Raw genomic sequence first — 18627 nt, 5'->3', positions numbered from 1 at the left:
CATCAATGCGGACTTCAACCAGTAGGAGACTTCCCTTGAAAGCCATTGCCACTCTCAAGCTCGCCCTGTTCGGCGCAGCTTTTGCCGCCGGACTTGCCTCTGTGCCGGCGCTCGCCGATTCCGCCAAGGTCGCGGTCGCGGCGAATTTCACCGAGCCGGTGAAGGAGATCGCCGCGGCGTTCAAGGCCAAGACCGGGCACGAGGTGGTGCTGTCTTTCGGCGCCAGCGGTCAGTTCTACACCCAGATCACTCAGGACGCGCCGTTCGAAGTATTCCTGTCGGCCGATTCGGCGCGGCCGAAGAAGCTCGCCGAAGAAGGCCTCGGCGTGAAGGACAGCGTGTTCACCTACGCGGTCGGCAAGCTGGTGCTATGGAGCAAGTCGCCGGGCGTGGTGAAGGGCGAAGAGACCCTGAAGCAAGCGTCGATCGCCAAGGTGTCGATCTGCAATCCGGCCGCCGCGCCCTACGGCGCCGCCGCGGTCGAGACCATGCAGGCGCTGAAGCTGTACGACGACCTGAAGCCGAAGCTGGTCGAAGGCGCCAACATCACCCAGGCCTATCAGTTCGTGCAGACCGGCAACGCCGAGATCGGCTTCGTGGCTCTGTCGCAGGTGATCGGCGACAAGGACGGCTCGCGCTGGATGGTGCCGCAGAACCTGTACAAGCCGATCACCCAGGACGCGGTGCTGCTGAAGAAGGGCGAAGCCAACGCCGCCGCCAAGGCGTTCCTCGACTTCCTCAAGGGCCCGGAGTCGCGCGCCATCATCGAGAAGTTCGGCTACGAAGTCACCACGCCGAAGGCGAGCTGACGTTCTCATGCTGAAGCCTCTCCGTCATTGCGAGGAGCGTAGCGACGAAGCAATCCAGCTCGGTGCTCGCCGCATGGATTGCTTCGCTTCGCTCGCAATGACGGAGGAAGGTCTCGTTTCCTTCACCACATCAGTCCTGAGAACGTATGCATAGCCTCCCCCCGACATCTGGCAGCCGGTGTGGCTCACCATCGAGCTGGCGGCGATCACCACGGTGATCCTGCTGATCGTCGGCACGCCGATCGCATGGTGGCTGGCGCGCTCCAGGGCGTGGTGGAAGGAAGGCATCGCGGCAGTGGTGGCGCTGCCGCTGGTGCTGCCGCCGACCGTGCTCGGGTTTTATCTGTTGGTACTGATGGGGCCGGACGGGCCGGGCGGCGCGCTGGCGTCGCTGTGGGGCGGTCGCACCGTGGCGTTCACCTTCGGTGGCCTGGTGTTCGGCTCGGTGATCTATTCGATGCCGTTCGTGGTGCAGCCGATCCGCAATGCATTCGATGCGATCGGCGATCGTCCGCTGGAAGTTGCCGCGACGCTGCGCGCGTCGCCGCTGAAGGCATTCTGGACGGTGGCGGTGCCGCTGGCGCGGCCGGGCTTTCTGGCCGGCGCGGTGCTGGGTTTCGCCCACACCGTCGGCGAGTTCGGCATCGTGCTGATGATCGGCGGCAACATTCCGGGCAGCACCAAGGTGCTGTCGGTGGCGATCTACGACTACGTCGAGACCTCGCAGTGGCGTGAGGCCAACATTCTGGCCGGCGGCATGGCGGCGTTCGCCTTCGTGGTGATCCTCACCATGATGATGCTGGAAAAACGAACCGCGCGGATCCGGGCATGAGGGCGCTGTCACCTCCCACCATTCGGGCGGCGTTTCGCGGCCGGCTCGGCGGCTTCAAGCTGGATGCCGCGTTTACGGTGCCGGCCACCGGAATCACCGGCCTGTTCGGGCCCTCCGGCTGCGGCAAGTCCAGCGTGCTGCGCTGCCTCGCCGGCCTGCAGCATCTGCCGGGAAGTAGCTGCGAAGTCAGCGGCGAGGTGTGGCAGGACGATACGACCTTCCTGAAACCGCATCATCGGCCGATCGGCTATGTGTTTCAGGAAGCCAGCCTGTTCCAGCATCTCTCGGTAAGAGCCAACCTGCTGTACGGCGCGCCGCACGAGCCGGTTAAGGCCCATGCCGATGCGGTCGAGTTCGACGAAGTGATCGAGCTGCTCGGCCTTGCGAAGTTGCTGGAACGCTCGCCGCGCAATCTGTCCGGCGGCGAGCGTCAACGCGTCGCGATCGGACGGGCGCTGCTGTCGCAGCCGAAACTCTTGCTAATGGACGAGCCGCTGTCGGCGCTGGATCGGCTCACCAAGGACGAGATCCTGCCGTTCCTGGAGCGGCTGCATGCGCGGCTGTCGCTGCCGGTGGTTTACGTCAGTCACGACATCACCGAGATCGAACGGCTCGCCGATCATCTGGTGCTGATGCAGGCCGGCAAGGTGCTGGCGGTCGGGCCGCTCGCCGAGCTGCAGAGCGATCCCAAGCTGCCGCTGGCGATTGCACGGGACGCCGCGGTGAATTTCGACGCCGAGGTCGAAAGCTACGATTCCAGCTATGGCCTGGTGACGCTGCAGATCGACGGCGGGCGGCTGCTGGTGCCGTCGGCGCCGGCGGCGAGCGGCGAACTTCGCCGGGTTCGGATCGCCGCCAGCGACGTCAGCCTGGCGCGCGAGCTGCCGCAGGCGAGCTCGATCCTCAACGCGGTGGCGGCACGGATCGTGACCACTTCGCCGGTCGGCGCCAACGAGATGCTGGTGGTGCTGGCGCTCGGGCGCGAAGGCGATGGCGGCCGGCTGCTGGCGCGGCTGAGCCGACGGTCGTGGGATCTGCTTCGGCTCGCCGACGGCGTCGACGTCTATGCGCAGATCAAGGGCGTCGCGCTCGCGCCGGGGCGCGACGGCCACGCGTAGTTGGCGGCGATGAGGTGCCGCGAGCCGGCACGAACTTCGCATTCTCTTTGCTGATCGCTGCAACGGCGGCGCTGACGACTACGCGACTACCAGTCGTGTCGGGTCAGCGACGACGTACGTCCGTATCCCATGGAGGAGAATCGACAATGTCGTTCGAAAGCAACCAACTGATGCCGATCGCGGCGCTGCGCGGCGGCCCGGGGACGCCGGCCGCCGACGTGCTCACGGCGTTTGCGCTACGCCGCAAGGCCGAGGGCATCGACGTCGTCGGCGTGATCGTGCCGCCGGAAGATACCGGCCGCGGCCATCAGGGACACGGGCATGGGCATGGTCACGGTGAAGGCCATGGCGGCGGTCACGAGGGCTGCGAGTGCCGCAGCGAGCTGATCGATATCGCGACCGGCGACCGCTATGCGATGCATCAGGATCTCGGCTCGGGATCGCAGGCCTGCAATCTCAATTCGTCGTCGCTGGCTTTGGCGGCGGGGGCGGTCGAACGCGCGGTGGCGCGCAAGCCGGCGCTGGTGGTGCTGAGCCGGTTCGGCGGCCAGGAGGCGGTGCGCGGCGGGTTGATGTCGGCGTTCCAGGCGGCGATCGCGGCCGGCGTGCCGGTGGCGTGCGTGGTGACGCCGAAGGCCGAGGACGTCTGGAACGACTTCGCCCAGGGGCTGTCGGTGTCGCTGCCGCCGGAGGCGGATGCGCTGGAAGCGTGGTGGCAGGATCACGCCCGCGGACGAAACGCGGCGTGATCCGACCGGGTCGCGCCCGCCCGGGCGCGATACCAGGTTTCAAACAGGCTGGACGCGTAGGCGCTCTCGTAGCGCCCCGTCAGGTAGGCGGCGGCGGTCTCCAGGCTCTTGCGGCCGGTCCAGGTCGCCGGGTAATCGGATCCGCCGAGCGCGCCTCGCGGTGTCGCGGTCATCCGGATCGCCTCGGCGACCGCCCCTGGATCGCGCGCCCCGCCCGCCCTGCACAACACGCCCAACAGCACCGCCGCCACCCCCGCCCCCATCCCCGCCGCCACATTTGGGTTGCTTCGCTGCACCACTCGGCCTTCCAGGGCCGCGCCCGATACGCTGGTGCCGGGAATGGCGATCCCGATGTCGCCGAGGTCGCGGCATTGGCCGCCGAGGAGCTGGCCGACGCTGTCGAGAGCTGCGACCGGCAGCAGGTTCAAAGCGCCGCAACGCCGCAGCAGAGTGGTGCAGCCTTTGCTGCCGGCGCTGGTGACAATCAGCGTGTTGCTGGCGTTGCACTTGGCGACCGCGTCCGCCAACGCGAAGCCCGGATACCAAGGGCGTTCGAACGCTCCGGCACCAATCAGGATAATGTCGGCGCCGTGATCGAGTGCCCGCGTGATCGCGTCGGCCAGATCGGCCTGTCCGCACACAGATCGGGCATCACTGAAGATCGGTGCCAGCAGCCCGCGGCACATCGGCGCGATGCCCTCCACCGACCGGCAGGGTTGCCCGAAGAGGAGGCTGGCCAGATGGGTGGCTTGGGCGCTTGGGGGGCGTCGTCGCCGGTGTGCTGGGCGACTGCGGTGTTGAGCGGCTTGAGGGGCGCGCCGATGAAACAATCATGGGTGCGGTCGACCAAACCGTCGAGCAGGGCCACGGTAACATCGCGCTCGCCGCCGCCGAACGCGAACAGAAGCTCCTGGTGGAGCTCGCTTCCAGTCACGCTAACCATAACCCCGCCCGTATCTTCCGCCGTTTCACATACGATGCACTCGCATGTCGTTGCCTGCTCGCCCGCTGCAACCGACGGTATATGTCTCTTTGTTACTCAATTTTTCAATCGGTCAAGAGACATCTTGCATAATCCCTTATTGGGTCGAGTTCCGCCTCCTTATCGATGGGCCCCCATCGTGAAAATGGCGTGATAGACGCGTGAAAAGTGCTATTTTGAACGAAGCGGCAGGAAGGATACGGGATGACGGCGGCAAATTCGGAGCGGTACGCGCTTCGGCTGCTTGGACCCTTCGAACTCACGGCACCCAGCGGGCGCCGGGTCGAGATCACCAGCAAGAAGGGCATCGCCGTCGTCGCAATGCTCGCCTTGTCGCGTGATGGCGCGCGCACCCGCGGCTGGCTGCAGGATCGGCTGTGGGGCAGTCGGCGCAAGGCCGAAGCTGCCGGCAGTCTGCGCCGCGAGCTATCGAACCTGCGCAAGCTGCTGAACGCGAACGGTGCCGAGCTGCTGCTCAGCGATCGCGATCGTGTACGTCTCCGCACCGACCTGATCGACATCGACCTGTTTGCCGCGCGTCCTGGCCGGGCGATCGGAGAATTGCTGGAAGGTGTCGATATTCCGAGCGAGCTTGGATTCGGCCAATGGCTGCGTGAGCAGCGCGACGCCCTCGTGCCGCCCGCGAACGATATCGTGGTTTCGGCGGTGGCCGGCGGCGCGACGACGCTGCCGACCCATATCGTCGACATCTCGACGCCGCCGGTGGGCTTCGCCGGCCGTCCCGCGATCGCGGTGCTGCCGTTCGCCAACGCCACCGGGGATGAGGCGTTGGACTACGTAGCCGAGGGCATCGGCGAGGAACTGATCGTCGGGCTGTCGCGCATCCGCTGGCTGCCGGTGATCTCGCGCAACTCCAGCTTTTCGTTCACCGAGCGGGACGACCGCAAGCTGATCGGCCAGCGCCTCGGGGCGCAGTACCTCGTCGAGGGCCGGCTGTATCGCGCCTACGACTCCTATGGGGTGTCGGCCTCGCTGGCCGAGGCGATCACCGGCTATTCGCTATGGTCGCGGCGGTTCACGCTGCAATCCCCGGCGGCGCATGACGAGCTCGTGCAGTTCGTCAACGAACTGGTGGCGCAGCTCGAAAGCCGGATCGACCACGCCGAGCAGATCCGCATTCGCGGCAAACGGCAGGACAAGCTCGGCGTCAGCGATCTGATCTGGCGCGGCCGCTGGCATCTCAACCGTCTGACGCGCGCCGATTCCGAAATGGCGCAGAAACTGTTCGCCGAAGCGCTGGCGCTCGATCCCAATTCACCCGAAGCACTGATCCAGGCGACGGCGGCGCTGGCGTGGTCGATCTGGGCCGGCCGCCAGCCGCAGGATCAGATCCTGCGGATGCGCAAGCTGGCGCAGCAGGCGATGCTGGCCGATCCCGACGACGGTCGCGGTTTCATGCTGGCCGGCATCGCCGAGATGTGGCTGCGGCATCCCCTCGAAGCGAAGAACCTGTTGAAGCAGGCGATCACGCTGACGCCGAGCCTAGCGCTGGCGCATGCTCAGCTCGGCGGTTGTTTCAATCTCGCCGGCGAGCCCGATCGGGCGATCGTTCAGCTCAAGACGGCGATGCGGCTGTCGTCGAACGATCCCAATATCTTCTATTCGCTGGGCGAACTGGCGCTCGCCTACACCATGCTGGGACAATGGCCGGAAGCGATCGAACATGCCACGCTGGCGCTGGCACGGCGCCCTGCCTATTGGTACGCGCATGTTCTGAAGATCAACGCGCTGGTACGGATGGGGCAGCTCGACGCGGCACGGATCGCCTGCGACGAGCTCCTCGCCATCAAGCCGAACTTCTCCAAACGCTTTCTGGACTGGCTCCCCTTCGTCGATCGCACCTGGGTCGATCACTTCGTCGAAGGGCTGAAGTTGGTTCCCGGTCGGCCTGCGAATTGGCCGGAGCGGGAAGCCCAGGAAACCGCTGCGTAGTAGCAATCTGGCTAACAGGAGCAGAGGCGCATTCGCGCCGCTGCTATCTGCGTCAGATCTGTTGTGCAACCTGTTCGAGGCCCATGGCACGGGCGAGCTTACGAACTTCCTGCTTCTGATCTTCGCGCAGCTGGAACAGCAGCGGCATCGCGGCGTATTTGAGCTGCTGCACTTCGGCGCTGTCCGGATCGATCGCCGGGGTGCTGCGGTCGTGGCCGCGCGCGGTGGCATGCAGCTTGCGGCCGATGGCGCGCAACGCCTGCTCGACCGACGGCCAATAATATTCCTGGGACGACGACAGATTGAGGCGGGTCTTGATCTGTGCGATCTGGCCGTCGCTGAGCAGCGCTTCCTTCGCGGCCGGCTTGGGCTTCGGCTTTTGGACCGGAGTTGTCGCGATCACCGGCGGCAGCTTGGTGACGGCTTTGGGCGCGGCGACGCTTTGCTCCGAAGGGGCGGCCTCCGGGATTGCTGCAACCGGCAGATCATCGGCCGCGAAGGCGAGCTGCAGCGGCTTGGCCGGCACGGTCGCGTCCGCCGTGGTGGTCGCGGCCGGATCGTTGGCGGGCTGGTCTTGCGCGGCTTGAACCTCAGCTTCGTCCGGCTGCAGCGCTACTTCGAGCTTGTCGGCCTTGAATTCACGGTTGCTGACGGGACGCTCGACCGCGGCCACGCCGGCCAGTCCCGCGGCGGGAACGCTGGCGCGGGCCAGAATGCTGGCGGCAGACGCGCTCGCCAGGAGCACGCACACCAGCGCAGAAAGAGTGACGGTCTTGGTCAAGCTGATCTCCGTCGCGGCGACGAATGAGGTTCGTATCGCGCAAGAATGCAGAGGAAATATGGCTGTTAGTGGTAACTATGAGCAGTTCCGCGGGGCGTCTGGTTCCGTATCCCGGGCGTTCGATCAGGCTGCCGCATACATCGGCATCTCGGCCAGCTCATAGGCTTCCTGAATATCAGCGACGATCTCGGAAGCTTCCCACAGCGCATCGGGCGCGACCGACTGGATACTAATCGTCCAGTTGCCGCCCTTGCGGGTGCGCGGCGTCCCGACGATTTCGAAGCGCACGTCGCGGCACAGCGGATGGCGATGCAGCGCGTGAGCGACCCGGATGCGGAGTTCGTCGAGGGTCGCGGAAGTCTTTTCGACATGCAGCATGGCGAGGTCCACTTCGGCTGTGGTGTACGCCAACGATGCAGAATCGGTTGTCAGACAGGCCCGCATCGCGGCGGCCCTATTGATGTGCCGAGGATGGTTAATGCGGTGTTAAACTGATTCTGAGGGCTTGGCCGCCTCGTTGAAATACCTGGAGTGATCCCTGCTATCCACAGGCCGGTTGCGATCAGCTCAGCGCTGTTCGACCACGAGGTTCTGGATCGCGCGCCCGAAATAACCGTGGACGTCGGCGAGCTTCGACGATGCGATCCCGGCGCCGTCCGGCCCCAGCCACATCTCGGAATTCAGCAGCACCCAGTCGCCGACCGGCTGCCGCGCGAAGAACACGTTGAGGTCGGCGTTGATGAAGGTCCAGTGCTTGAAGTCGAGGATCGATGAGGTGGCGTTGCTGAAATCAGAGGCGACCACTGCCCGCATCGCCTGCGAGGTAGGCTGCCCTTCGACCAGGGCGCGGTCGGCGCGATACCAGGTTGCGCCGGGGCCGATCTCGCCGAAGCCGCCGTAGACTTTGCGCAGCGACATGCCGCCGACGAACGGATTGCGGGTAAAGCCGGGGTCGAGCACCGGGCAGTCGTCGGGATGCGGCACGTCGAGCGGCGGATGCTCAATATCGTCCGGCAGATCCGGCGGGGCGACGCGGATCTTCAGCACCGTAGCGCCGACCACGATGACACCCTTCGAGAGCAGCCGCACGGCGCAGAGCTGAATCTTGCGGCCTTCGCGCAGCACTTCGGTTTGGTAGGTCAGCGGCCCCACCGGGACCGGGCGCAACAGGTCGACGGTCACCCGCGAGATCTGCATCGGCGACGGGGTGGGGATCTGTTCGGCGAGGTAAGTAACCAGGGCAGACGGCGGAGAGCCGTGCTGCATCGTCGGATCCCACGGTCCGGCCGCGTTCGGGCTGGTTTCGATATTGATGCCGTCGATGCGGTAGATGGAGTCCATGCGGTGACTTCCACGAGCTGAGCTGACGAGATCGAAGCTCCCGTCATTACGAGCGAAGCGAAGCAATCCAGGGCGCGGTGCACGGAGCTGGATTGCTTCGTCGTTTCACTCCTCGCAATGACGGGAGTAGCAGAAGAGACGATGGTTATTGCCTCACAGCGGCGGGTCGATCGCCTCGTCGTATTCCTTCTTGAAGCGGGCGATCAGTTCGCCGGCCGGCAGCACGTCGTTGATGCTGCCGATGCCCTGACCGGCTCCCCAGATCTCCTTCCAGGCCTTCGGCTTGGCACGCTCGCCGGCCTCATCGGTGCCGAAGTTCATCTTCGACGGATCGGACTGTTCGAGATTGTCCGGGTCCATGCCGGCCGCAACGATCGACGGCTTCAGGTAGTTGCCGTGCACGCCGGTGAACAGGTTGGAATACACGATGTCGTCCGCGCCGGAGGTGGTGATCATCTCCTTGTAGCGGTCGACGGCGTTGGCTTCCTTGGTGGCGATGAAGGCCGAGCCGATATAGGCGAAGTCGGCGCCGAGCACCCGGGCGGCGCGGATCGCGCGGCCGTTGGCGATCGCGCCGGACAGCGCGATCGGGCCGTTGTACCAGGCGCGCGTTTCGGTGACGAAGGCGAACGGCGACTGCGTGCCGGCATGGCCGCCGGCGCCGGCCGCGACCAGGATCAGGCCATCGGCGCCTTTCTCGACCGCCTTGTGGGCGAACTTCTGGTTGATGACGTCGTGGAAGACGATGCCGCCCCAATTATGCGCGGCCTGGTTCAGCTCTTCGCGGGCGCCGAGCGAGGTGATCAGCATCGGGACCTTGTGCTTTTCACAAAGCGCGAGGTCGGCATCGAGCCGGTTGTTGGATTTGTGCACGATCTGATTGACGGCGAACGGTGCCGACGGACGCTCGGGATGCGCCTTGTCGTAGGCGGCGAGCTCTTCCTTGATCTGGTGCAGCCACTCGTCGAGCAGCGCGGCGGGACGCGCATTGAGCGCCGGAAACGACCCGACCACGCCGGCCTTGCATTGGGCGATCACCAGCTCGGGACCCGAAATAATGAACAACGGTGAGCCGATCACCGGGACCGAGAGGCGGCCCTTGAACAACGCAGGCATGGGCATTTCGAGTTTCTCCTTGTTTGTTGTGTTTGGCGGCGCGGCCGCGGCGACACAAAAGCAAGCGAGGAACAGACCTGCAAGGTGGGATTTGGCGAATTCGTAGCGTTTCGGCGCAAGCGCACGTTTCGTCGCAGTGATCAGCCGCGGACTACTGGCACCATGCCCGCGTGACGAAATTTTCCGTCCGGCAATCGCCCGGTTCGCGCGCCCGCCCGGGGATCAGCACCTTGGCCGAACACTTCTCGGTCGCATCGACGCCGAGGCTCTTGCCGCCGCCATAGCCCTTCGACCGGCACAGGATGTCGGCGGCGGCCTGGCAGTCGGCACCGCTGCCCGGCGCCGCGGGACAGACCTGACGTCCGCTGACCATCGAGGGCACGATCGGTGCCGATGATGCAGCCGGAGCAGGCGGCGCAGGCGGAGGGGGCGGCGGCCTGCCGCCGGGAGGTGGCGGAGGCGGTGGGGAAGCTGCCTGCGACGATGCAGGTGGGCCTGCCGGACTCGGTGGTGGCGGAGGCGGCGGGTTCGGCGGCGGAGGCGGCGGCGCGTCTTTGCTGTCACTGCCGAACGACGGCAGCAGTGACGTCGATGGCAGGAGCGACGACGGCGTCTTCAGCAGCTTCTGGATTTCATCGACCAGGCCCGGATTGTCCGAGCGCGCCGGTGGAGGCGGCGGCGGAGGCCGGTCGGCCGGCGGCGGGGGCGTGTAATTCTGCGCCAGCGCGGGGCCGCCGAGCAGAGCTGTGGCGAATATTGCGGCTGTGAAAATGCCGACGCGGCGCGGCACGAGGCGCCAGCGCAAGCTGCGGTTCGAGATGGGCATGGCCCAGCCTACGCCGATGCGCCGGCGGAGAGAAGGCTATTCGCCGTCTCCGCTAGACCAGTTTGAAGGCGATGACGAAGCCGAGCACCAGCACCACGGCGCCGATCGTCACCCACAGGCCGAGCCGCTTCTCGATCTGCTCGCGGATCACCGCGCCGTAGCGGTTCAGCACGACCGCGACGATGAAGAACCGGCCGCCGCGGGCGATGATCGAGAACAGGATAAACAGCCAGATGTCGTAGCCGGCAAAGCCCGACGTGATGGTGACGAGCTTGTAGGGGATCGGGGTGAGACCCTTGAGCAGGATGATCCAGGCGCCCCATTCGGCGTAGCCGGCGCGAAACGCCTCGACCTTGTCGCCATAGCCGTAGAGCTGGATCAGCCAGTGCCCGACCGAGTCGTACAGCAGGGCGCCGATCGCATAACCGACCACGCCGCCGGCCACCGACGTCACGGTGCACAGCGCCGCGTAAAACCAGGCGCGCTGCGGCCGCGCCAGCGACATCGGAATCAGCATCACATCCGGCGGCACCGGAAAAAATGAGCTCTCCGCAAACGAGACCAGCCCGAGAATCCAGAGGGCGTAGGGCTTGTGGGCGGCGTCGATGCACCAGTCGTAGATTTTGCGCAGCATGGAGCGCGATCAACCATTCCGTCGCCGGTTTGTCCATGGCGCAAAAGGCACAGATGCTGGAGAACGGGATGCCGGAGACCGAGTGGAGAGAGGACGTGAGTTTAGTGACGCTTGCGCACCGCGCGGGCGTCCTGCGCGACCACGGGGCGTCGAGTGGCATGCGGCGTCGGCGGCTTGCCGATGCGCGTCTTCGGCAGCTTCTCGGCAATCCCGAGCAGATTTTCGCGGCGGCGCATCTCGGTCCAGACGTCCTCGGGGCGGACGCCGGCGGAAGCCCATAGCACCGTGAGATTGTAGAGCAGGTCGGCGCTTTCGCGGATCACCGCCTCGCGGTTGCCGTTGACCGCGTCGATCACCACTTCGATCGCCTCTTCGGCGAGCTTCTTGGCCATCTTGCCGGAGCCGCGTTGAAACAGCCGAGCCGTCCGCGACGTCGCTGGATCGAGATCCCGCGCCGCGAGCACGGCGTGATAAAGGCGCTCAAGCGAATCAGCCATTTCAACAGCTTAGCTGATTTCGATGTCAGTCGTGTTAACGCAACTCAGGCGCGATATCCAACCTTAGAGGCAGGATGAGCGCGCCTGAGCGTCGGTTCGGTGCGTTAATAGCCGTAGTAGTACGGTTGCGGGCCATAGGGTGCGCCATAATAGCGCGGTCCCCCGTAATAACCCGGGCCGCCATAGTAGTAGCGGTACCGACTCTCATACGCGTCGCGCTGCGCCTGCGCGGCAGCGATCGCTCCGATGGTGCCGACGATCCCGACAAAGGCTGCGGCAGCCGCGGCATTGCCATTGCCGCCACGCCTAGCGTAGCGGCGCTTGCGCGCGCTGACATCGGTCAGCGGCGCGGCCTCGGTCGCCGGTGCAGCGGTTTGAAGCTTGGTCGTGGGAGCGGCAGCGAATGCTGCAGTCGGCTCGAGCGCCGGCACGGCCAGCGCCATAGCGGTGACGATCGCGACGGTCCGGCCGCCCGACGACCACAAGGATTTGCGCTTCTGCATCTGTATCCTCCGCCTGACGGGTGTGTCTCGGTAATCCGCCGAGACAACCGTCATGATGCGGCTAAGGTTCCGCTTCGGAAACACAAGGCCGGACTGCGTTCGCGCCGATGGTTCCGCGCTTCAAAGAAAAATGGCCGGGACGAGCCCGGCCATTGCGCAGCAATGCGGCGAAGTAGGTGCGGAGGATCAGCCCTTGGCGAGCTGCTGATCGAGATCGTGCAGCACCTGGTAGCAGGGCAGCACCTGGGCGACCGAGGCGTTCGGCTCGCGGCCTTCGCGGATCGCGGCGAAGAACTCGCGGTCCTGCAGTTCGATGCCGTTCATCGACACGTCGACCTTGGAGACGTCGATTTTCTCTTCCTTGCCGTTCACCAGATCGTCGTAGCGGGCGATGTAGGTGCCGTTGTCGCAGATGTAGCGGAAGAAGGTGCCGAGCGGGCCGTCATTGTTGAACGACAGCGACAGCGTGCAGATCGCACCGTTGGCGGCCTTGAGCTGGATCGACATGTCCATCGCGATCCCGAGGTCGGGATGGATCGGTCCCTGCACGGCGTTGGCCTTCACGATCGGCGAGCCGGCCTGATAGGCGAACAGGTCGACGGTGTGGGCGGCGTGATGCCACAGCAGATGATCGGTCCAGCTGCGCGGCTGGCCGAGCGCGTTCATGTTGGTGCGGCGGAAGAAGTAGGTCTGCACATCCATCTGCTGGATGTTCAGCTCGCCGGCCTTGATCTTCTTATGCACGTACTGATGGCTCGGATTGAAGCGGCGGGTGTGGCCGCACATCGCCACCAGCCCGGTCTGCTTCTGCAGATCGACCACCGCCTGTGCGTCAGCCAGCGAATCCGCCAGCGGGATTTCGACCTGGACGTGCTTGCCAGCGCGCAAACAGTCGATGCCTTGCTGCGCATGCATCTGGGTGGGCGTGCAGAGGATAACCGCATCGACCTCTTTGATCGCCAGCGCGTCGGACAGTTCGGTCGAGACGTGGTCGATGCCGTACTTCTTGGCGACGTCCTGCGTCTGCTCCAGCCGGCGGCCGATCAGCGACACCACCTCGACGCCGTCGATGTTCTTGATGCCGTCGAGATGCTTGATGCCGAACGCACCCGCTCCCGCGAGGGCGACCTTGATCGTCTTTGCCATGTCAGGCGTTCTCCAGAATGAGGTGGCCGACCGCAGTGTTGCTGGCCGGGACGTGGTAGAAACGGTGGGCGACCTTGGGCTTGGGGCCGCCTGCGACATCGCTCATCGCGCCGCGCGCGATCAGCCACATCACCAGCTCGATGCCCTCGGAGCCGGCCTCGCGGACGTAGTCGATATGCGGCTTCTTCGACAGCGCATCCGGATCGGCGATCAGCTGGTCGAGAAAGGCGTTGTCCCACTCGCGATTGATCAGCCCGGCACGCGGTCCTTGGAGCTGGTGGCTCATGCCGCCGGTGCCCCAGATCTGCACGTTGAGATCCTCGTCGTAGGAGCGGATCGCCTTGCCGATCGCCTGGCCGAGCATGTAGCAGCGCCGCCCTGACGGCACCGGATATTGCACGACGTTGACGGCGAACGGGATCACCGGGCAGGGCCAGGCCTGCGGCTCGCCGCACATCAGGCTGAGCGGCACGGTGAGGCCGTGGTCGACATCCATCTTGTTGACGATGGTGAGGTCGAAATCGTCCTGGATCACCGACTGGGCGATATGCGCGGCGAGCCGCGGATGGCCGATCACTTTCGGCACCGGCCGCGGTCCCCAGCCTTCATCGGCCGGCTGATATTCGGCCGCGGTGCCGATCGCGAAGGTCGGAATCAGGTCGAGGCTGAAAGCGGTGGCGTGATCGTTGAAGACCAGGAAGATCACGTCGGGCTTCTGGTCGTTCAGCCACTGCTTGGAGAACTCATAGCCCTTGAATACCGGCTTCCAATAATCTTCTCCGGTCTTCTGCATGTCGATCGCCGCACCGATCGCCGGAACGTGCGAGGTGTAAACGCTGGCGGTGATCCGGGCCATTATTTCTTCTCCCCGACGTAACGGTTGCCTTCGATCGGGCGGCCGCCGCCGACCATCATGGCGCGATACTCTTCTTCGGTCATTCCGGTCATCGAGCCCGCCATCTGCTGGAAGCTCTTGCCGTCGGTGGCGCCGATCTTGGCGAGGAAGTAGATGTTGCCGCCGAGCGCGATGCAGCGATTGAGGTCGCGATCGAGCACCGCCTGCTTCTGCTCCTCGCTCATCGGCCATTCGTCGAGATAAGCGCGCTCGTCCGCCTTGAAGCGGGCGCGGTTCTCGGCCTTCATCAGCGACATGCAGAACTGGTTGAGATGATAGCCCTGGCGCGACATGTCGGCATCGAAGATCGTGGTGCCGGGCACGTCGGTATAGGGTTTGTCGAGGGGCATGGCGGGGTCTCCTCTAAGACTTGTTAGTTGCGAAACGGGCGGCGGCCGCTCCCTCTCCCCGCGCGCGGGGAGAGGGGTGGGGTGAGGGGCGCCTGAGCCGCTCGGCTTCGTGGGCGCGCCCCCTCACTCGACTGGCGTCGCTGCGTGGAAGCTCTGTTCACTTCTCCTCCGGCCAATACAGCCGCATCGGGTTGTCGACCAGCAGTTTGCGCTGAAGTTCCGGCGTCGTCGCGATGTGGGGGATGAAGTCGACCAGCAGGCCGTCATCCGGCATGTGGTCCTTCAGGTTCGGGTGCGGCCAGTCGGTTCCCCACAACACGCGATCCGGGAAGGTTTCGACGATGCGGCGGGCGAACGGGATCACGTCGCCGTAGGCGTTCTGTTCGCCGTTCAGCGCCGGCGGACCGGACACCGACAGCCGCTCCGGGCAGCTCACCTTCGACCAGACATTGGCATGCTCGCGCATGAACTTGACGAACAGCTCGAATTCGGGGCCGTCGACCGGCTTGGTGACGTCGGGGCGGCCCATGTGGTCGACCACCACGGTGGTCGGCAGGCTGGTGAAGAAATCCCACAGCTCCGGCAGATCGACCGCCTCGAAATAGATCACGACGTGCCAGCCGAACTGCTTGATCCGTTCGGCAATCTCGACCAGTTCGTCCTTCGGCGTGAAGTCGACCAGCCGCTTGACGAAGTTGAAGCGCACGCCGCGGACGCCGGCATCATGCATCGCCTGCAGTTCGGCATCTGTGACGCTGCGCTTCACGGTGGCAACGCCGCGAGCCTTGCCGCCGGAGTTCACCAGCGCATCGACCATCGCGCGGTTGTCTGCACCGTGGCAGGTCGCCTGCACCACGACGTTGCGGGAGAAGCCGAGATGATCGCGCAGCGCATAAAGCTGCTGCTTCGACGCATCGCACGGCGTGTATTTCCGTTCCGGCGCGAACGGAAACTCGTTGCCCGGCCCGAACACATGGCAATGCGCGTCCACAGCGCCTGCCGGCACCTTGAACTGCGGCTTCGAGGGGCCTTGGTACCAATCCAGCCAGCCCGGGGTCTTTTCGAAGGTCATTCGGTTACTCGTCTCAGTCCGTGTTGGTCTAATTCAGCGCGAATTCGGGTTGGTGCGGGCTCAAGTCAGCAGTTCAAATCAGTCAGTGTTTCGCCTCGGCCTCTCATCTCCCCTCCCCCTTGCGGGGAGGGGTCGGGGTGGGGGGCCCAGGCACTGCTACTCGTGGCCCCCCACCCCGGCCTCCGCTTTGCTCGGCCGACCCTCCCCGCAAGGGGGAGGGGTACCACGAGCGCTGCGGCTACAGATTCAGGTCAAGACTTCCGTTCTTGATCGTCCTTCACCTTCGCCAGAATCCGATCAGCCTCCGTGCGCCAATCAGGGCTCCGGGCGAAGGCCTTGTCGCCGCGTTTCCCGAACAGTCCCTCGTCCGCCAGATCCGCCACCCAGGCTTGCCGCTCCGCGGTGCCTTGCGCGGACCACGGCGTCAGGCCGGCTTCGCGCACCGTCTCGGCGACTTCGCGGACTTCCTCGGCGCGGCGGCGGCCGTGTTCGATCACGCGCTGGAAAAAGTAGGCGCCCTGCTTCTCCCAATCGATCGACGGAAACGTCTCCTGCAGTGAGGCGATCACCGCGTCCTCGACGCCGTAGGCCCGCGCGGTGGTGAAGCTCTCGATCACCATCGCCTCGAGGCCCTTGATCATGATGCTGCGGCACATCTTGGTGGCGGAGGCGACGCCGAGCTGGTCGCTCGCCGGCTTGGCGGCGAAGCCGAGCGTATTGATCAGCGGCGCCAATTCGGCTGCGTGCGCGCCGCCGAGCAGCAGCGGCACCTTGATGCGATATGGCGGCACCGAGGTCATCACCGCGCCTTCGACATAGCGCCCCTGAGCCCCGTCGATCAGCGAAGCGGCGCGCTGTTTGGCGCCGGGCGAGGCGGAGTTAAAATCGAGAAACCAGGTGCCTTGATTGATCGCGCCGGCGCAGGCCTCGGCGACAGCGACAGTCTGGCTCGCCGTCACCGCCGAGATGATGAAATCGCTGCGTTCCGTAAGCTCGGCATGCGACGTCGTCAGCGTCACGCCGTGGCGGCTGGCATGCTCGCGCAGCGGCCCGCCACGATCATCGGCGAGCTTGACGTCATAGGCCGTGACCTTGACGCTCTGGGCGCGCAGATCCTCGGCGAGAATCTTACCGACCTCGCCGTAGCCGACGATCCCGATACGCCACTGTTTCGGATCTCTGCTCATCAGTCGATGTACTTCAGACCGGCTTTTTCCAGGGGCTCGCGCATCTTGTACATATCGAGGCCGAGCACGCCGCTCGCCAGCTTGGCGCGCTTCTCGGCCTCGTTGGCCTCGCGCGCTTCGGCCGCATCGGCCGCCATCGGCGCGACCGCGGCGGGCACCACCACGACGCCGTCGTCATCGGCAATCACCACGTCACCGGGCGTGATATGGGCGCCGGCCGCCACCACCGGGATGTTGACGGAGCCGAGCGTCGCTTTCACCGTGCCCTTGGCATGGATCGCCTTGGACCACACCGGAAACTTCATCTCGGTGAGATCGCGGACGTCGCGGACGCCGGCGTCGATGATCAGGCCGAGCGCGCCGCGGGCGCGGAAGCTTGTCGCCAAAAGATCGCCGAAGAAGCCATCGGTGGAGTCCGCCGTGCAGGCCGCGACCACGACGTCGCCGGGCTGAATCTGTTCGGCGACCACATGCATCATCCAGTTGTCGCCCGGCTGCAGCAGCACGGTGACGGCGGTGCCGCAGATATGCGCGCCGGGATAGATCGGCCGCATATAAGGATGCATCAGGCCGACGCGGCCCATCGCCTCGTGCACGGTGGCGACGCCGAACCGCGACAGTTTTTCGACCGCAGCCTTGTCGGCGCGAGCGATGTTGCGCTTGACGATGCCGAGATCGTTCATCCGCACGGTCATTGTTATTTACCCTTCGCCTTGAGCGCGGCATCGAGCCGCGGATAGACGCGGCGGGCGTTGCCTTCGTAGATCTGCTGCTTCTCTTCCGGCGTCAGAATGGTCGACGCCTCAATGTAGCGCTTGGTGTCGTCGTAGTAGAAACCGGTTTTGGGATCGATGCCGCGCACCGCGCCGATCATCTCCGAGGCGAACAGCACATTCTCGACCGGGATCACGGTGTTGAGCAGGTCGATGCCCGGCTGGTGATACACGCAGGTGTCGAAGAAGATGTTGTTGAGGACATGGTCCTCGAGCAGCGGCTTCTTCATCTCCTGCGCCAGGCCGCGGAACCGGCCCCAGTGATACGGCACCGCACCGCCGCCATGCGGGATGATGAATTTCAGCTCGGGGAAATCCTTGAACAGATCGCCGGCGACGCACTGCATGAACGCGGTGGTGTCGGCATTGAGATAGTGCGCGCCGGTGGTGTGGAAGCAGGCGTTGCAGCTGGTCGAGACGTGGATCATCGCCGGGATCTCCAGCTCCACCATCTTCTCGTAGATTGGGTACCAGTGCCGGTCGGTCAGCGGCGGCGAGGTCCAGTGCCCGCCCGACGGATCGGGATTGAGGTTGATGGCGACGAAGCCGTAATCCTTGACGCACTTCTCCAGCTCAGGGATGCAGGTCTTCGGATCGACGCCCGGCGATTGCGGCAGCATCGCCGCGCCGATGAAGTTGTCGGGGAACAGCTGTGCCACGCGGGCGCACAGCTCGTTGCAGATCGCTGCCCAGGTCGATGAGACGTTGAAGTCGCCGATATGGTGCGCCATGAACGAGGCCCGCGGCGAGAACACGGTCAGGTCGCTGCCGCGCTCCTGCATCTTCTTCAGCTGGTTCTCGATGATCGAGGCGCGCAGCTCGTCGTCCGAAATCTTCAGCTCGGACACTTTCGGCATCACGGACGGATCCTTGATGCCGGCGATCTGCCGGTTGCGCCAATCCTCCAGCGCCTTCGGCGCTGTGGTGTAGTGGCCGTGAATGTCGATGATCATCGGGTGTCCCTAACTGCTTGTTCTTCGTCATTGCCGGGCTTGACCTGGCAATCCATCGCTCTTCTGAAGATGGATGCGCGGGTCAAGCCCGCGCATGACGCCTGTTGTTG

Annotated in this window: 22 protein-coding genes; 6 read left to right on the top strand and 16 right to left on the bottom strand. The window is 65.2% G+C overall.

Going from position 1 to position 18627, the window contains the following annotated elements; translation table 11 throughout:
• Positions 1–35: 35 nt before the first annotated feature.
• The 4 genes from modA to LRC39_RS23915 all read left to right on the top strand — a co-directional run bounded on the left by modA (position 36) and on the right by LRC39_RS23915 (position 3508).
• Entirely contained in the window at positions 36–809 is a 774-nt protein-coding gene (modA, locus tag LRC39_RS23930) for a molybdate ABC transporter substrate-binding protein (RefSeq protein WP_107346251.1), read from the top strand.
• A 178-nt stretch (positions 810–987) separates the two neighbouring features.
• Complete coding sequence (gene modB / locus LRC39_RS23925) at positions 988–1641, top strand: molybdate ABC transporter permease subunit (protein ID WP_263989936.1); 654 nt, start codon at positions 988–990, stop codon at positions 1639–1641.
• Positions 1638–2759: a molybdenum ABC transporter ATP-binding protein gene (modC, locus tag LRC39_RS23920; RefSeq protein ID WP_346295881.1), complete on the top strand. Its 1122-nt coding sequence runs from the start codon at positions 1638–1640 to the stop codon at positions 2757–2759. Before modB ends, modC begins: the two co-directional genes overlap by 4 nt.
• Before the next feature lie 146 nt (positions 2760–2905).
• Positions 2906–3508, top strand: a complete 603-nt coding sequence (locus tag LRC39_RS23915) for a DUF2478 domain-containing protein (protein WP_264053661.1) — start codon at positions 2906–2908, stop codon at positions 3506–3508.
• Here LRC39_RS23915 and LRC39_RS23910 read toward each other — a convergent pair.
• A complete protein-coding gene (locus LRC39_RS23910) occupies positions 3481–4212 on the bottom strand; it encodes a peptidase (protein ID WP_346295880.1) in 732 nt (243 codons plus the stop codon). The genes LRC39_RS23915 and LRC39_RS23910 overlap by 28 nt on opposite strands.
• Positions 4213–4265: 53 nt before the next feature.
• Between LRC39_RS23910 and LRC39_RS23905 the strand changes: the two genes are divergently transcribed.
• Together LRC39_RS23905 and LRC39_RS23900 are read left to right on the top strand one after the other, a co-directional pair.
• Positions 4266–4583: a hypothetical protein gene (locus tag LRC39_RS23905; protein ID WP_346295879.1), complete on the top strand. Its 318-nt coding sequence runs from the start codon at positions 4266–4268 to the stop codon at positions 4581–4583.
• 111 nt (positions 4584–4694) lie between these two features.
• A complete protein-coding gene (locus LRC39_RS23900) occupies positions 4695–6443 on the top strand; it encodes a tetratricopeptide repeat protein (RefSeq protein ID WP_346295878.1) in 1749 nt (582 codons plus the stop codon).
• 52 nt (positions 6444–6495) lie between these two features.
• Here LRC39_RS23900 and LRC39_RS23895 read toward each other — a convergent pair whose 3' ends face one another.
• The 15 genes from LRC39_RS23895 to LRC39_RS23825 all read right to left on the bottom strand — a co-directional run bounded on the left by LRC39_RS23895 (position 6496) and on the right by LRC39_RS23825 (position 18517).
• The gene (locus LRC39_RS23895) at positions 6496–7224 is read right to left on the bottom strand and encodes a hypothetical protein (RefSeq protein ID WP_346295877.1); all 729 of its coding nucleotides are present in this window, start codon (positions 7222–7224) and stop codon (positions 6496–6498) included.
• A gap of 123 nt (positions 7225–7347) precedes the next feature.
• Positions 7348–7602, bottom strand: a complete 255-nt coding sequence (locus tag LRC39_RS23890) for a hypothetical protein (protein WP_107346244.1) — start codon at positions 7600–7602, stop codon at positions 7348–7350.
• A gap of 189 nt (positions 7603–7791) precedes the next feature.
• Entirely contained in the window at positions 7792–8565 is a 774-nt protein-coding gene (locus LRC39_RS23885; protein ID WP_107346753.1) for a thioesterase family protein, read from the bottom strand.
• A gap of 153 nt (positions 8566–8718) precedes the next feature.
• On the bottom strand, positions 8719–9687 hold the full coding sequence (locus LRC39_RS23880; protein ID WP_107346243.1) for an NAD(P)H-dependent flavin oxidoreductase: 969 nt from the start codon (positions 9685–9687) through the stop codon (positions 8719–8721).
• Positions 9688–9832: 145 nt separating this feature from the next.
• A complete protein-coding gene (locus LRC39_RS23875) occupies positions 9833–10507 on the bottom strand; it encodes a hypothetical protein (protein ID WP_346295876.1) in 675 nt (224 codons plus the stop codon).
• A gap of 52 nt (positions 10508–10559) precedes the next feature.
• Positions 10560–11141 (bottom strand): YqaA family protein, encoded by a 582-nt coding sequence (locus LRC39_RS23870; protein WP_346295875.1) that lies wholly within the window; start codon positions 11139–11141, stop codon positions 10560–10562.
• A gap of 101 nt (positions 11142–11242) precedes the next feature.
• On the bottom strand, positions 11243–11638 hold the full coding sequence (hisE, locus tag LRC39_RS23865) for a phosphoribosyl-ATP diphosphatase (protein WP_346295874.1): 396 nt from the start codon (positions 11636–11638) through the stop codon (positions 11243–11245).
• Between the two features lie 104 nt (positions 11639–11742).
• Positions 11743–12141: a hypothetical protein gene (locus LRC39_RS23860; protein ID WP_346295873.1), complete on the bottom strand. Its 399-nt coding sequence runs from the start codon at positions 12139–12141 to the stop codon at positions 11743–11745.
• Positions 12142–12327: 186 nt separating this feature from the next.
• Entirely contained in the window at positions 12328–13287 is a 960-nt protein-coding gene (locus tag LRC39_RS23855; RefSeq protein ID WP_346295872.1) for a Gfo/Idh/MocA family oxidoreductase, read from the bottom strand.
• A gap of 1 nt (position 13288) precedes the next feature.
• Positions 13289–14143 carry a class III extradiol dioxygenase subunit beta gene (locus LRC39_RS23850; RefSeq protein WP_346295871.1) on the bottom strand — a complete coding sequence of 285 codons (855 nt, stop codon included), beginning with the start codon at positions 14141–14143 and terminating at the stop codon, positions 13289–13291.
• A complete protein-coding gene (ligA, locus tag LRC39_RS23845; protein WP_346295870.1) occupies positions 14143–14532 on the bottom strand; it encodes a protocatechuate 4,5-dioxygenase subunit alpha in 390 nt (129 codons plus the stop codon). Before ligA ends, LRC39_RS23850 begins: the two co-directional genes overlap by 1 nt.
• 157 nt (positions 14533–14689) lie before the next feature.
• The gene (locus tag LRC39_RS23840; protein WP_346295869.1) at positions 14690–15604 is read right to left on the bottom strand and encodes an amidohydrolase family protein; all 915 of its coding nucleotides are present in this window, start codon (positions 15602–15604) and stop codon (positions 14690–14692) included.
• A 251-nt stretch (positions 15605–15855) separates the two neighbouring features.
• Positions 15856–16791: a DUF1932 domain-containing protein gene (locus LRC39_RS23835; protein ID WP_346295868.1), complete on the bottom strand. Its 936-nt coding sequence runs from the start codon at positions 16789–16791 to the stop codon at positions 15856–15858.
• A complete protein-coding gene (ligK, locus tag LRC39_RS23830) occupies positions 16791–17486 on the bottom strand; it encodes a 4-carboxy-4-hydroxy-2-oxoadipate aldolase/oxaloacetate decarboxylase (protein ID WP_346295867.1) in 696 nt (231 codons plus the stop codon). The genes LRC39_RS23835 and ligK overlap by 1 nt, the downstream gene beginning before the upstream one ends.
• Positions 17487–17488: 2 nt before the next feature.
• Positions 17489–18517 carry an amidohydrolase family protein gene (locus LRC39_RS23825; RefSeq protein WP_346295866.1) on the bottom strand — a complete coding sequence of 343 codons (1029 nt, stop codon included), beginning with the start codon at positions 18515–18517 and terminating at the stop codon, positions 17489–17491.
• Between the last annotated feature and the right edge of the window lie 110 nt (positions 18518–18627).

It is taken from the genome of Rhodopseudomonas sp. P1 (assembly GCF_039642825.1).
In the GTDB taxonomy this organism is placed as follows: domain Bacteria; phylum Pseudomonadota; class Alphaproteobacteria; order Rhizobiales; family Xanthobacteraceae; genus Rhodopseudomonas; species Rhodopseudomonas palustris_H.
Note: the sequence above shows the minus strand (reverse complement) of the source record. Positions and strands in the feature narration are given on the sequence as shown.